The following is a 13,000-nucleotide window of genomic DNA, read 5'->3' on the forward strand; positions in this document are numbered from 1 at the left end:
ATGGCTTTGTATGTTCAAAAATTTGGTGGAACCAGTGTTGGTTCCGTTGAGCGCATTGGTCTGGTCGCGGATAAAATAAAGTCATTTCGGGATCAGGGTCATGATGTTGTCGTCGTCGTTTCTGCCATGAGTGGAGAAACGAACCGATTGCTGTCGCTGGCTGCGGACATTACCAAAACGCCGAGCCCACGTGAGTTGGACGTTCTTGTCTCAACTGGCGAGCAAGTCACCATTGCATTGTTGGCAATGGCGCTGCACGAACGCGGCTGTGAGGCGAAGTCGTTTACCGGAGATCAAATTCGAATACTGACAGACAGTGCTCACACGAAAGCGCGAATCAAAGAGATTGACGTTGATGCTGTACAACAGGAATTGAAAGCTGGGCGAGTTGTTGTTGTAGCCGGTTTTCAGGGCGTTGATGAAAAGGGTAACACAACAACGTTGGGGCGCGGTGGTTCAGATACCTCCGCGGTTGCAATGGCGGCAGCGCTGTCGGCTGATGAATGTCAGATTTATACGGACGTTGATGGGGTCTACACAACGGATCCGCGTGTTGTTGAGAAAGCACGGCGGCTTGAGCGAATTACATTTGAAGAAATGCTTGAGATGGCCAGCTTAGGTTCAAAAGTCTTGCAGATTCGATCTGTGGAATTTGCGGGAAAATACAAAGTCCCATTGCGCGTGTTATCGAGCTTTGTTGAAGGTGATGGCACGCTTATTACATTTGAAGGTGATAGTAAAATGGAACAACCCATTATATCGGGCATAGCGTTTAATCGGGATGAGGCCAAATTAACATTGGTCGGGGTGCCTGATATTCCAGGTGCCGCCAGTCGGATTCTGGGTCCGGTGAGTGCAGCGAATATTGAAGTAGATATGATTGTTCAAAATGTCGCTGAAGATAATACAACGGACTTTACCTTTACAGTTCATCGTAACGATTATCATCGTGTTATGCAGGTTCTGCAATCGGTTGCAGAAGACTTGGGTGCAGAGGCGGTTCGCGGTGATAATGCTATAGCTAAAGTTTCTATTGTGGGTGTCGGTATGCGTTCGCATGCTGGAGTGGCATCGAAGATGTTCGATGCGCTTGCCGCAGAAAACATCAATATCTTGATGATATCGACTTCTGAGATTAAGGTTTCAGTGGTCATAGAGGAAAAATATCTTGAACTGGCCGTACGCGCTCTGCATACGGCATTTGAGCTGGATGTTTAAAGTCGATCTTGGCATCTGAACGAAAATTCTGGTGATGAGATTATCAATCGCCTGGCGATCATATTTGCCGTACTGAACGAAACTTTCGAAAAAGAAATGTATTCGGAAGCTTTATTTTTTTAAATTGTGGTCAATACTAGGCATTATTGTTGTACATTTGTCCGTGAATTAGGAAAGGACAACTGGAAAGCAGGAATGTTCCAGTAAACTTAGGAGATTAGTGAATGCTGATTCTAACGCGCCGAGTAGGTGAAACATTAATGATTGGTGATGAAGTCACTGTAACCGTACTCGGAGTTAAGGGTAATCAGGTACGCATTGGTGTAAATGCGCCAAAGGATGTTGCTGTACATCGTGAAGAGATCTATCAGCGTATTCAGAAAGAAATGGGGCACCCGGAGCAGGATGACGACTGAGTTGTCTCGACCAGGGCGTTATATTCCACATCGATAAAATTCGCTAATGTGTTAATTTTATTGAGTTTTTTCTTTATTTTTTGAAAAACCGTGGTAATATGCGCGCCGTTGTTTGGGAGAGATGGCCGAGTGGCTGAAGGCGCGCCCCTGCTAAGGGCGTATGGGCGAAAGCTCATCGAGGGTTCGAATCCCTCTCTCTCCGCCATTTGTTGATGTTATGTCAACAACAATACGCGCCCGTAGCTCAGCTGGATAGAGTACCTGGCTACGAACCAGGCGGTCGCACGTTCGAATCGTGCCGGGCGCGCCAAACTTCAGAGTTTTGTGTAAAACTCTCAAATAAACTAACACGCCTTGCGCGCCCGTAGCTCAGCTGGATAGAGTACCTGGCTACGAACCAGGCGGTCGCACGTTCGAATCGTGCCGGGCGCGCCATTTCCTTTCTTTGCTAAACTTCTTCGATTTCCCGCTTTAAAAGAGTAGTGATATCTTCAACTTCGGTCGACTTTCGAATGACTGAAAATAAGTCTTCTGCTTGCACATAAGATTCCCGTAAATAGCTGAGCCATTGTTTGAGTCTGCCAGAGCAGTAGCGCGGGGACATGGAGCCAACTATAGAATCCCAGAACTCTAAAATTAGCGGCGCGATATCTGTCCATAGCGCAGCCGTACGTTCAGTGTTTTTAATCTCTTGTGCTAAAAAGGGATTGCGGATGGCACCCCGACCCAGCATGAGGGATTGGCAATTTGCTTCAGTGGTTGCACGTTTTGCATCATCGGGTGTCCAGATTTCTCCGTTAATTGTCAAAGGAATCTGCAAGGTCTGTTCGAAATCCTCTGCCTTATGCCAGTAAGCAGGGGGCTTATAGCCCTGGCTTCGGGTACGGGCATGAACAATGATTTCATTGGCTCCTGCCTCGGAGATAGCTTGCGCACATTCCCACATGGTTGACTCATCGTCAAAACCTAGTCGCATCTTTGCAGATAGGGGTTGATTAGCGGGCATCTGCTCTCTGACATTTTTCACCACTCGATAAATGGTTTCTGGTTCTTTTAGCAGGATAGCACCGCCTTTACTGGCGTTGACCGTTTTACTAGGGCAGCCAAAATTCAAATCAATACCGTGAGAACCCATTTCGCAAGCGCGGTTCGCATTTGAGGCAAGCGCTTCAGGGTGGTTTCCCAGTAACTGCACTCTGACGGGCGTACGGCAACGTGTATACCCCTGATTTTCGAGTTCCGGTGCTTGCCGGAGGAAGACGTGCTCAGGTAGCAGTTGATCGACAACCCTAATAAATTCGGTGAATACCATGTCATAACCGCCGGTTTGCGCAATCAATTGGCGCAGATGTACATCGGCCAAGCCTTCCATTGGAGCAAGATAAATTTTCATTATTGGGTCAGTGGTTAAAAAAAAACGAGCGGATACTAAACGAGCGGCGGGTTCCCTGCGAGTGAAAAATTGTATCGATGGGTATACGCAGTGTCATTAATTCTGTTCGAAAATTGCGCTGAGTCAGGTTCATTGCAACGTATCATTGCAAGAATGGTGGTGGCCTTGTTATTGCGCGTTTTCCCCAATTTAAGGTAACCTACGTCGTTAATCAGGGCGCAAATCGGCCTTATAACATATAAAAAAGTAGAATCCATAATTCTGTTTTCTAGGTCATACAAGGATCAATCCATGTCTGAGCTCATTTTAGAAGGCGTCGACCTCATGTTCATGGGGATGGGGACAGTCTTCGTATTTCTCGCCCTATTAGTGATTGGTACATCAATCATGTCTCAAATCATTATGCGCTTACCGGCGCCGAACGAAATAGAAAGCCATTCTTCGAAAACACGCAGAACCTCCGGTGAAGACTTAACGGAAGTGGCCGCTGTCGCCGCCGCTGTAAAACTGTTTCACGAAAAATAACCCCCAAATTCTGTGTGGGCACCAATTTTTGATTCTGAAAGGTATGAATCCATGACAACAAATAGAAATCCGATCAAGATCACGGATGTCGTTTTACGAGACGCGCATCAATCTCTGTTTGCCACTCGGCTGCGTATTGATGACATGTTGCCTATCTGTGAAAAACTCGACCAGGTAGGTTATTGGTCGCTGGAATCCTGGGGTGGAGCTACTTTCGATGCGTGTATTCGCTTCTTGGGAGAAGACCCTTGGGACCGCATACGTGAGCTGAAAAAAGCTATGCCGAATACCCGGCAGCAAATGTTGTTGCGCGGTCAAAACCTCCTAGGCTATCGACATTATGCCGATGATGTGGTTGATAAGTTTGTTGAACGCGCGGTCGCGAATGGTGTCGATGTGTTCCGAGTCTTTGACGCTATGAATGATCCACGCAATTTGCAACGGGCTATGCAGGCTGTACGCAAACAGGGCGCACACGCCCAGGGCACCATTTCATTTACAACAAGCCCTGTTCACAATACAGAAAACTGGTTGTCGTTAGCAAAACAGATCGAAGACATGGGTGCGGATTCAATTGCCATTAAAGACATGTCAGGTATCCTGGCCCCATACGATGCTTTTGAATTAATTAGTAAAATGAAGGCGAGCCTTGATATTCCGCTTTCATTGCATGCACATGCTACCTCTGGCCTGTCGTCAATGACTCAATTGAAAGCCATTGAGGCAGGTATTGATCATATTGATACCGCCATATCTTCTATGTCCATGACGTACGGTCATTCACCAACCGAGGCACTGGTCGCAGCTCTGAAAGGTACTGATCGCGATCCTGGTCTGGACCTGGAACTGCTGGAAGAAATTGCGACTTACTTCCGGTCGATTCGCAAGAAATACAGCCAGTTCGAAGGCCAGCTTCGCGGTACCGATACTCGAATTCTGATTGCCCAGGTGCCTGGCGGCATGTTGACGAACATGGAAGGCCAGTTGAAAGAACAGGGCGCTGCCGACAAATTTGACGAAGTGTTGGCTGAGATTCCGAAAGTTCGTAAAGACTTGGGTCACATTCCGCTGGTGACACCGACTTCGCAGATCGTCGGAACTCAGGCTGTACTGAATGTGTTGACAGGCGAGCGCTATAAGTCAATTTCCAAAGAAACTCAGGCAATTTTAAAAGGTGAATACGGGGCTGCACCAGCTCCTTTCGATACGGAGTTGCAAAAGAAAGTTTTGGATGGTGCAGACCCCATTACCTGCCGGCCTGCAGATCTACTCGATAATGAGCTGGACAAGTTAATATCTGAGTTGGACGGTATTGCTAAAGAAAAAGGAATTACTCTGGCGGATGACAAAGTTGATGACGTTCTGACGTACGCACTGTTTCCACAAATTGGCCTTAAATTCCTGGAAAACCGGGGCAATGCTGACGCGTTTGAGCCAGTACCGACAGCTCAAGCTGCTGGTGCGAGCCAAGGTAAATCGTCCGGTGTTTATACCGTCGACGTAAATGGCAAATCCTATGTTGCTGCCGTAGATGCGAAAGGCGCTGTGTCGGTCTCGATTAATGGCAAAACATACAATCCCAAGATTTCAGAAGGTGGGGATGTCAGTACCCAGAGTAGTGCCAGTGCAGACAGCACAGGTTTTGAAATTCCAGCACCTTTAGCCGGTAATATCTTCAAAGTTTTAGTGCATCCTGGCGATGTTATTGAAGAAGGGCAAGTCGTCATGATTCTTGAGGCGATGAAAATGGAGACTGAAGTCAGTGCTTCCCGCGCCGGTACTGTGAGCAGTATCAGCGTGAAAGAAGGTGACTCAGTTTCTGTCGGCGATACGCTGTTGACACTTTAAGGGAGTAATTCTGATGGAAAAGTTTCAACAGCTGTTGCTGGAGTCGGGTCTATACAACCTGACGGGTGGGCAATTTGCGATGATGGTTGTCGGCCTGGTGTTAATTTATCTGGCCATTTCACGTCGGTTTGAACCCTTGCTTCTATTACCGATCGGTTTTGGCACGCTACTGGTCAATATTCCAGGCGCAGAGATGGCCGGCGATGAAGGGTTGTTGCACTACATTTCTGTTGTCGGTATCTCTTCCGGCGTATTTCCTTTGCTCATTTTTATGGGTGTAGGCGCGATGACCGACTTCGGTCCGCTATTGGCCAATCCAAAGACGCTCTTGCTGGGCGCAGCAGCGCAATTTGGTATTTTCGGAACCGTTATTGGTGCGGTGTGGATGAGTTCCATGGGTTGGGTTGACTTTACTTTGCAGGATGCCGCCGCCATCGGGATTATCGGAGGTGCGGATGGTCCGACCTCTATTTTCGTCGCCAGTCGATTAGCTCCGGAATTATTGGGGGCTATTGCCGTCGCCGCCTACAGCTATATGGCATTGGTCCCGCTAATTCAGCCGCCAATTATGAAGTTGTTAACAACTGCAGAAGAGCGCAAGATTCAGATGAATCAATTGCGAGTTGTATCCAAACGCGAAAAAATAATCTTCCCTATAGTTGTGTTGTTTATGGTCGCCATGTTCTTGCCTTCTGCCGCACCGCTGCTGGGGATGTTTTGTTTTGGTAACCTGATGAAAGAAAGTGCTGTCGTTGATCGGCTCAGTGATACCGCACAGAATGCATTGATGAACATTGTCACTATCATGCTGGGCTTAGCCGTTGGTTCCAAAATGAGTGCGGAAGCATTTCTTAATGTCGAAACGCTAGGAATATTGGCATTGGGCTTGGTTGCGTTTTGTGTCGGTACTGCTACAGGGGTTTTAATGGCGAAATTGATGAACTTGTTTATCAAGGTCAAGATTAATCCGTTGATTGGTTCAGCTGGGGTGTCTGCAGTGCCCATGGCTGCGCGGGTCTCGAACAAGGTTGGTTTGGAAGCGAACAATCAGAATTTCCTGTTGATGCATGCCATGGGACCTAATGTCGCTGGCGTTATCGGTTCAGCAGTGGCTGCTGGTGTATTGCTGTCTTATTTTGGATAGTTAATACAGCGAATTATGATGCAGTAACGCCGGTCGCAAGTCCGGCGTTTTTTTTGTCTGGTTGATTTGCCTGTATACAGATTGCTCGGGGTTGCAGTAGTGCTCATCGTATAAATAAGTGCTTCCTAGGCTGCCAACCATGACAAAGTACTTGTTTAGCTGGGGGTGCCAGTGAAATGGAGTCGGCGAGTTAAACAGTGGTGCTCTGAACGACGTCCGATGGCATACTGGGTAAAGAAAACAGTTAGGTAAGGTAGATACATGGAGCTTCTTCAGTCATTTTCCACATTGACCTGGATTATTATGGGCACAATCGGGTTGTTGACTCTGTATTTTCACGGCCCGGTGTATTCAGCTCATACCGCAAATTATTCTCCCAGTATCTTAACCAGCATTGGAATCTTCGGGACCTTTCTTGGTGTTGCATTAGGTCTGAGCGAGTTTGATACGACATCTGTCGAGAATAGCGTGCCACAGTTGTTAGAAGGCTTAAAAACGGCTTTCTGGACGTCCATCGCCGGACTGCTGGGTGCGTTGTCAATCAAATTTCGCTATGCCGTTGCCACGATGCGTATACGAGCGCATCGTGAATCGAAAATGACCGCGACGATGGATGACTTGGCTTGGCACCTCGAGCGAATTGCTGATTCCGTCATCGTGGACGACAAAGAAAATGAGCGATGGATGCAATGGGCGAAACGAGAATCCGAAAAACGGTCAGAGGAACACCTGATCCTTATTTCAACACTCAAAGGTTATCAGGCCGAAATGACTGAGGCGAATCGAGTCGCCTTGGAAGAAGCCATTACGCATGTTATGCGTGAATTCAATACCCGAATTGAAGAGCAATATGGCGATAACTTCAAAAAACTGAATTCAGCTGTGGGGCAAATGATCGAATGGCAGGCTGCTTATAAAGGTCAATTGGAAGATCTGCTGAGCGCAAATGAGCGCAGTGCAAATTCGTCGAAGGTCGCTGCTGAGTCGTTTGAAAAACTCATCTCGCAAACTCAGTCCTTCACTTCTGTTGCTGAAGATATGGAAACACTGCTAAACGCATTGCAAAATCAGAGCGAAAATTTACGTGAGTATCTAACAACCTTTACCACTTTGATAGTTGACGCTCAAAAGGGGCTGCCTCAACTGGAAGAGCGAATAATGCTGTTGACCACCGGACTGCAATCCCTTGTCGAGGGTCAATCCGAACAAATGAAAAACCTATTGGAACAGACGGCGGCGGGAATTCGGGATACCAGTGAAAACGTTAGCCGCTTGCTGATTGAAGGAACTGAAAAGTCACAGCAGGCAATGGGCGCTCAATTGGAAAGTCTGTTGCAACAAAATAACAAGCAATTAACAATTCTTGAAGCTGGTATGGAAGAAGAATTACGCAAAGCCTTGATGACATTCGGCTATCAACTGACAGCCTTGTCAGAAAAATTTGTTAATGACTATATGCCGTTGACGGATCGTCTGCAGGATCTGATTAAGGCTGCAGAGGCGAAATAATGAGGAACGATGAGGAACATATCGAACAGGAAGAACACTGGGTTTCGGTCAGTGATCTTATGGCTGGCCTGATGATGGTGTTTCTGCTCGTGGCAATTGTTTTCATGGTGAATGCTGAGATTGAGCGAAATAAGATCCGGGATGTTGCGGTGCTTTATGACAAATTGCGAACTCAACTGTATCAGGACCTAGTAGAGGAGTTTGGTCCTGATCTGGACAAGTGGGGGGCGGAAATCAACCCGGATCTGAGTATTCGGTTCGGTCGACCTGAGTTGATTTTTGACAAGGGTGAAAAAGACCTGAAAGGGGAATTTCAGACAATTCTCGAAGATTTCTTTCCGCGCTATCTGAACATCATTGCTTCCAAAAAATACCGTGATGATATCGCCGAAGTTCGTATTGAAGGGCACACGTCCAGCGGCTGGCTGAGTCAATCTGAAGATAACGCCTATATCCTGAACATGGGGCTAAGTCAGGCCCGTACCCGCTCAACACTCGAATTTTTGCTGCTGCTGCCAGATGTACAGAATGAGAAAGAATGGTTGAAGGAACACATGACAGCAAACGGCCTATCTTCGTCTAAGCCTATTTTTCTGGACAATGGCGAGGAAGACAGGGAGAGGTCGCGCCGTGTGGAGTTTCGATTGCGCACGGACGCTGAGTCCCGTATTGCTGCTATTTTGGAAAGTCAGCGACATTAATATGAAGTTACCTGATTTTTTGCAATTTTCCCCCTTCAATGACCTGAAAGAACGGATGCAAGTGACGAAACTGGGGCATTTCGAGCTCTTTGACCCTAGATTTCATCTCACTGGCATTGAAAGATCCGACCTCGACCGACTTGGGATCATGGTGCACCTGTCGGACATACATCATTTACTGGATTTCACGTTGGTTTTCAAAAATAGTCGAATCTGGCTGGAAGACGGTCTTGTTTACCATCTCGCGCAATGTGATGAGCTTAAAAAAAGCCTGCAGAGCTGTAAGATCGGAACGTCTGAACGCGCGTTGACAACTGGCACCTCTGTCTGTCCTTCATGTTTGCAAAAATTGCAATATAAAGGCTATGACGCCTACAAAGCGCGCAAGGAAAACTACAGCCGGCAGGTACTGGACAGCTTTTCTCTGACTGGGTATTGGGAGCAATACCATCAGTACCCCGTTTCTGAGAAGCGGGAAATGCGTAAATCCTTAGTTTAAAGAGTATGCTTACCCCCTTTATTCATGGGAGCTGGTTATAATGCCCTGTCTTAAATGGTCTGGTTCAGGAGTTTTCAAAATGCGGAAAATTGTTATTCTGGCGATGTTGTTTGCTGTGAGCGGGTGTGCCACCACCAGATTGCCTGGCAACCTGTCGGGGGCGATTTTAAACAGCGATGATTTACAGACCGTTAGTGATGGTTTGCCCAGTTATCTGCTGATGGTTGACGCATTGACAGAGACGTATCCTAAAAGCGCGGATATGCATTTAACGGCGGCGAGTCTTAACGGTTCGTATGCTGGTGTTTTTGTGCCTGATTCTCAGCCTGAACGAAAAAAGCGAATGGCTACGAAAGCGTTGAACCATTCGTTTACCGCCTTTTGTTTACATGACAAGAAAGTCTGTGGATTAGCAGAAATGGACTCAGACGCATTTAATGCGACGATTGAACAGCGGAATTCTAAAAAGGACCTACCGTATCTGTACTCGCTTGGAACAGGCTGGGCAAGCTTCATTCAAGCGAATTCCGATGATTGGTTGGCCATAGCCCAATTGGGAAAAGCGGAAGCAGTTCTCAAACAGGTAGTCAGTATAGAGCCAGATTATGAAAAGGGGACCGCGCAACTGTACCTGGGCGTAATGAATAGCATTTTACCACCGAGTTTGGGTGGCAAACCCGAGGTTGCAAGAGCCTATTACGAGGCGGCGCTTCGTGCTGGTAACGAGCAAAACTTAATTATTTATGTTTACTACGCTTCAAATTTTGCGCGGTTGATGTTTGATCAGGAACTACACGACAGCCTGCTTCAGCAAGCATTAAGCTTAGACCCTTATGTTGAAGGGTATACATTGCAAAACTTTTATGCCCAAAAACTGGCTGCAGAATTGCTGGCGACATCTAACGATTATTTTTAATTTGAGGTTTATATGCGGTTATTAAAGTTTCTTTTCGCGGCCACTTTGTTGAGTCTACCTTTGGCTCAGGCGAAGGTGCTTAAAATTTCAACAGAGTATCCGGATGGTAACGCTGTACTGAATGAGTTGAGAGACGCAGGAAAGCGTATTGAAGCTATGACCGAAGGGCGGATAAGCTTCAAATTTTATCCCGGTGGCGTAATGGGTGACGGCGTGGCCGTGCAGCGGAAGATCCGTATTGGCCAGCTGCATGGTGCTTTCATACACAGCGGTGCATTAGCCAGCTCTTATCCCAATTCGCAGGTACTTAATGCACCCTTATTATTCCGCAATTTTGATGAGGTTGATTACATTCGAGCAACGTTTGATGCGGAGCTGAATCAGGGGTTTATTGACAGCGATTGGCACACGTTTGGATTGATTGAAGGCGGATTTGCGTATGCACTCACTAACGTACCCGCCAAAGATCTGGATACACTTCGTGAACAAAAGTTATGGTTGCCGGCTAACGATCCTTTCTCCGAAAAAATCGCCAAAGCGTTTGGCATTAACCCGATAGCGTTGAATATTGGGGATGTTCTGACTGCCCTGCAAACTGGTGCAATCAATGCCATTGTTGCACCGCCAGTTGGTGCAATAACGTTGCAGTGGTACTCAAAAACACAGTACCTGACGGATGCGCCTTTTATGTATACCTACGGTGTCGTTGCAATAGCTGAAAAAGCATTAAAAGGTATTGCAGATAATGATCTGGCAATTTTGACGAAAGAATTAACCATAAGCAGCGACAAGTTAGATCAAATTGCCAGAGCAGACAATTTAAAAGCCTTTGAAGCTTTGTCATCTCTCGGCATTGAAATACAGACATTAAGTGAAGAATCCCGAATGGCACTGGAATCTGAAGCGGATAAGGCGACCGAAAAACTTATTGAATCAGGGGAGTTTGAGCAGGACTTGTATAATCGGGTTACCGCGAAGCTCGCTGAATATCGGAATCAATAGATGCCCCTATTTTTAATTCGAATCGCCAAAGGCTGGGCAACCGTTGAGGTTTTCTTACTGGCCGTTGTGTTGTTAACCATGGTAGTGCTATCGGTTGTACAGATTTTGTTGCGAAATGTCTTTGGTACCAGTTTATTTTGGATAGACCCTTTAAATCGGTTGTTGGTGCTTTGGTTGGCATTGTTGGGTGCTATGGTGGCTACTCGTGAAAAGCAACATATTGCAGTCGATGTGCTAAAACACTATTTAACCGGAGTACCCTTGGTGGTGATCACCAAGTGCGCTGAAGTTTTTGCCGGGTTGATCTGTGCCCTGATGGCCTATCATTCGGGTCGATTTGTTTACGACGAGTTTATCTTTGATAATAGAACGTTCTCCGATTTGCCTGCATGGCCTTTTGAACTGATCATGCCATTGGGCTTTGGTGTGATGGCATTACGTTTCTTTTACTCGGTCGTCTTCACAAAAGTTTCGGAGTCGACACATTGAAAATTTCTTTAACGTTATTGGTTTTGGTCGCTGCCGTTCTGGGCGCCCCATTATTTACGATTATTCTGGGTGGTGCTGGAGTTGGTTTCTGGATGTCAGAAATCGATTTAATGGTACTGCCTATTGAGCTGTATCGCTTGACAGAAAATACTTTGTTGATTGCCTTGCCGCTGTTTACGTTTGCCGGTTACTTGCTCAGCGAAAGTAAGACAGCTGACAGACTGGTTAACCTTTCTCAGGCAGCGCTGGGATGGTTGCCTGGCGGTATGGTGTTAATTTCACTCTTGGGCTGCGCGTTTTTTACTATGCTGACGGGGGGCTCCGGGGTAACTATCGTCGCTCTCGGTGCACTTTTACTGCCTGCTCTCAAACAATCAGGCTATTCAGATAAGTTTGCCCTGGGCCTAGTTACTACTTCAGGAAGCTTAGGTCTGTTATTGCCGCCTGCATTACCGTTGATTTTGTACGGTATTGTCGCTCAGCAAATGGATATCGCGGATGTTGATATTCAGGATCTTTTTATAGCAGGCTTCATTCCAGCTCTGCTGATGATAGTATCCCTCTGGGTATACGGACTTTGGAGTCAGCGCAACGAGAATATACCTTTAACACCGTTCCGTTTGAAATTGGTTCTGGCTGAACTGAGATTGTCAGCTTGGGAACTGGCCATCCCGTTGATTGTCTTGGGCGGGCTATTGTCGGGTTGGTTGGTTATTTCAGATATTGCGGCCATTACGGCTCTCTACGTCTTGATCATCGAGGTGTTCGTTTACCGGGATATCAGCATAAAGCAATTGCCTAAGATAGCTGCCGAATCTATGAAAATGGTTGGCGGCATCTTGTTGATACTTGGTGTGGCTCTAGCCTTTACGAATTTACTGGTAGACCTTGAAGTACCCGCGAAGGTTTTTGAATTTATTCAGGCGAATATCGATAGCCGGTGGGCATTCTTGCTTTGTTTGAATTTTGGATTGCTGATATTGGGGGCGATTCTGGATATATTTGCAGCATTGATCATTATAGTGCCGTTAATTTTACCGGTCGCAATGGAGTATGGCATCGATCCTGTGCATCTAGGCATCATTTTTGTCGCCAACATGCAGATAGGGTACTTTACGCCACCGGTGGGTATGAATCTGTTCATTGCCAGTTATCGGTTTAAGCGTTCAATCTCTGAACTCTACACGGCAACAATACCAATGATGTTTGTGTTGTTGTCTGTCGTATTGTTGATTACATATTGGCCAGATATGGTGCTAATGTTTGTCCGCTGAAAAAAAAATATCTTATCGCAGCTAAATGTTTGACTTCATTGGGAAAATCGATAAAATGCGCGTCAC

General features: G+C 46.6%; 13 protein-coding genes and 3 tRNA genes. 15 read left to right on the forward strand and 1 reads right to left on the reverse strand.

All coding sequences use genetic code 11. From position 1 onward, the window contains the following. From IYN85_RS02425 to IYN85_RS02445, 5 genes are all read left to right on the forward strand, one after another. Nucleotides 1-1,218, forward strand: a complete 1,218-nt coding sequence (locus tag IYN85_RS02425; protein ID WP_196157252.1) for an aspartate kinase — start codon at nucleotides 1-3, stop codon at nucleotides 1,216-1,218. A gap of 224 nt (nucleotides 1,219-1,442) precedes the next feature. After that, nucleotides 1,443-1,634 carry a carbon storage regulator CsrA gene (csrA, locus tag IYN85_RS02430; protein ID WP_196157253.1) on the forward strand — a complete coding sequence of 64 codons (192 nt, stop codon included), beginning with the start codon at nucleotides 1,443-1,445 and terminating at the stop codon, nucleotides 1,632-1,634. Between the two features lie 115 nt (nucleotides 1,635-1,749). After that, nucleotides 1,750-1,839, forward strand: a tRNA-Ser gene (locus tag IYN85_RS02435). Between the two features lie 28 nt (nucleotides 1,840-1,867). After that, a tRNA-Arg gene (locus tag IYN85_RS02440) sits at nucleotides 1,868-1,944 on the forward strand. Between the two features lie 48 nt (nucleotides 1,945-1,992). Then, a tRNA-Arg gene (locus tag IYN85_RS02445) sits at nucleotides 1,993-2,069 on the forward strand. Between the two features lie 13 nt (nucleotides 2,070-2,082). On the opposite strand, the gene IYN85_RS02450 is transcribed toward IYN85_RS02445, so the two are convergent. Further along, nucleotides 2,083-3,027, reverse strand: coding sequence for a tRNA-dihydrouridine synthase (locus IYN85_RS02450; protein ID WP_196157254.1), 945 nt, complete (start codon nucleotides 3,025-3,027; stop codon nucleotides 2,083-2,085). 291 nt (nucleotides 3,028-3,318) lie between these two features. On the opposite strand from IYN85_RS02450, the gene IYN85_RS02455 reads away from it, so the two are divergent. The 10 genes from IYN85_RS02455 to IYN85_RS02500 all read left to right on the forward strand — a co-directional run bounded on the left by IYN85_RS02455 (nucleotide 3,319) and on the right by IYN85_RS02500 (nucleotide 12,934). After that, nucleotides 3,319-3,552, forward strand: a complete 234-nt coding sequence (locus IYN85_RS02455) for an OadG family protein (protein WP_196157255.1) — start codon at nucleotides 3,319-3,321, stop codon at nucleotides 3,550-3,552. 51 nt (nucleotides 3,553-3,603) lie between these two features. Then, a complete protein-coding gene (gene oadA / locus IYN85_RS02460; RefSeq protein ID WP_196157256.1) occupies nucleotides 3,604-5,400 on the forward strand; it encodes a sodium-extruding oxaloacetate decarboxylase subunit alpha in 1,797 nt (598 codons plus the stop codon). A gap of 13 nt (nucleotides 5,401-5,413) precedes the next feature. Beyond that, entirely contained in the window at nucleotides 5,414-6,544 is a 1,131-nt protein-coding gene (locus IYN85_RS02465; protein ID WP_196157257.1) for a sodium ion-translocating decarboxylase subunit beta, read from the forward strand. 261 nt (nucleotides 6,545-6,805) lie between these two features. Continuing rightward, nucleotides 6,806-8,053, forward strand: coding sequence for a hypothetical protein (locus tag IYN85_RS02470; protein WP_196157258.1), 1,248 nt, complete (start codon nucleotides 6,806-6,808; stop codon nucleotides 8,051-8,053). Further along, nucleotides 8,053-8,754: an OmpA family protein gene (locus IYN85_RS02475; RefSeq protein WP_196157259.1), complete on the forward strand. Its 702-nt coding sequence runs from the start codon at nucleotides 8,053-8,055 to the stop codon at nucleotides 8,752-8,754. The genes IYN85_RS02470 and IYN85_RS02475 overlap by 1 nt, the downstream gene beginning before the upstream one ends. Nucleotide 8,755: 1 nt before the next feature. Further along, entirely contained in the window at nucleotides 8,756-9,253 is a 498-nt protein-coding gene (locus tag IYN85_RS02480; protein WP_196157260.1) for a hypothetical protein, read from the forward strand. 79 nt (nucleotides 9,254-9,332) lie between these two features. Further along, entirely contained in the window at nucleotides 9,333-10,169 is an 837-nt protein-coding gene (locus IYN85_RS02485; RefSeq protein ID WP_196157261.1) for a TRAP transporter TatT component family protein, read from the forward strand. A 12-nt stretch (nucleotides 10,170-10,181) separates the two neighbouring features. Beyond that, entirely contained in the window at nucleotides 10,182-11,171 is a 990-nt protein-coding gene (gene dctP / locus IYN85_RS02490) for a TRAP transporter substrate-binding protein DctP (RefSeq protein ID WP_196157262.1), read from the forward strand. Beyond that, complete coding sequence (locus tag IYN85_RS02495) at nucleotides 11,172-11,660, forward strand: TRAP transporter small permease (protein ID WP_196157263.1); 489 nt, start codon at nucleotides 11,172-11,174, stop codon at nucleotides 11,658-11,660. Then, nucleotides 11,657-12,934: a TRAP transporter large permease gene (locus IYN85_RS02500; protein WP_196157264.1), complete on the forward strand. Its 1,278-nt coding sequence runs from the start codon at nucleotides 11,657-11,659 to the stop codon at nucleotides 12,932-12,934. The genes IYN85_RS02495 and IYN85_RS02500 overlap by 4 nt, the downstream gene beginning before the upstream one ends. Nucleotides 12,935-13,000 lie beyond the last annotated feature (66 nt).

This window comes from Reinekea sp. G2M2-21 (genome assembly GCF_015687175.1).
Classification (GTDB): domain Bacteria; phylum Pseudomonadota; class Gammaproteobacteria; order Pseudomonadales; family Natronospirillaceae; genus Reinekea.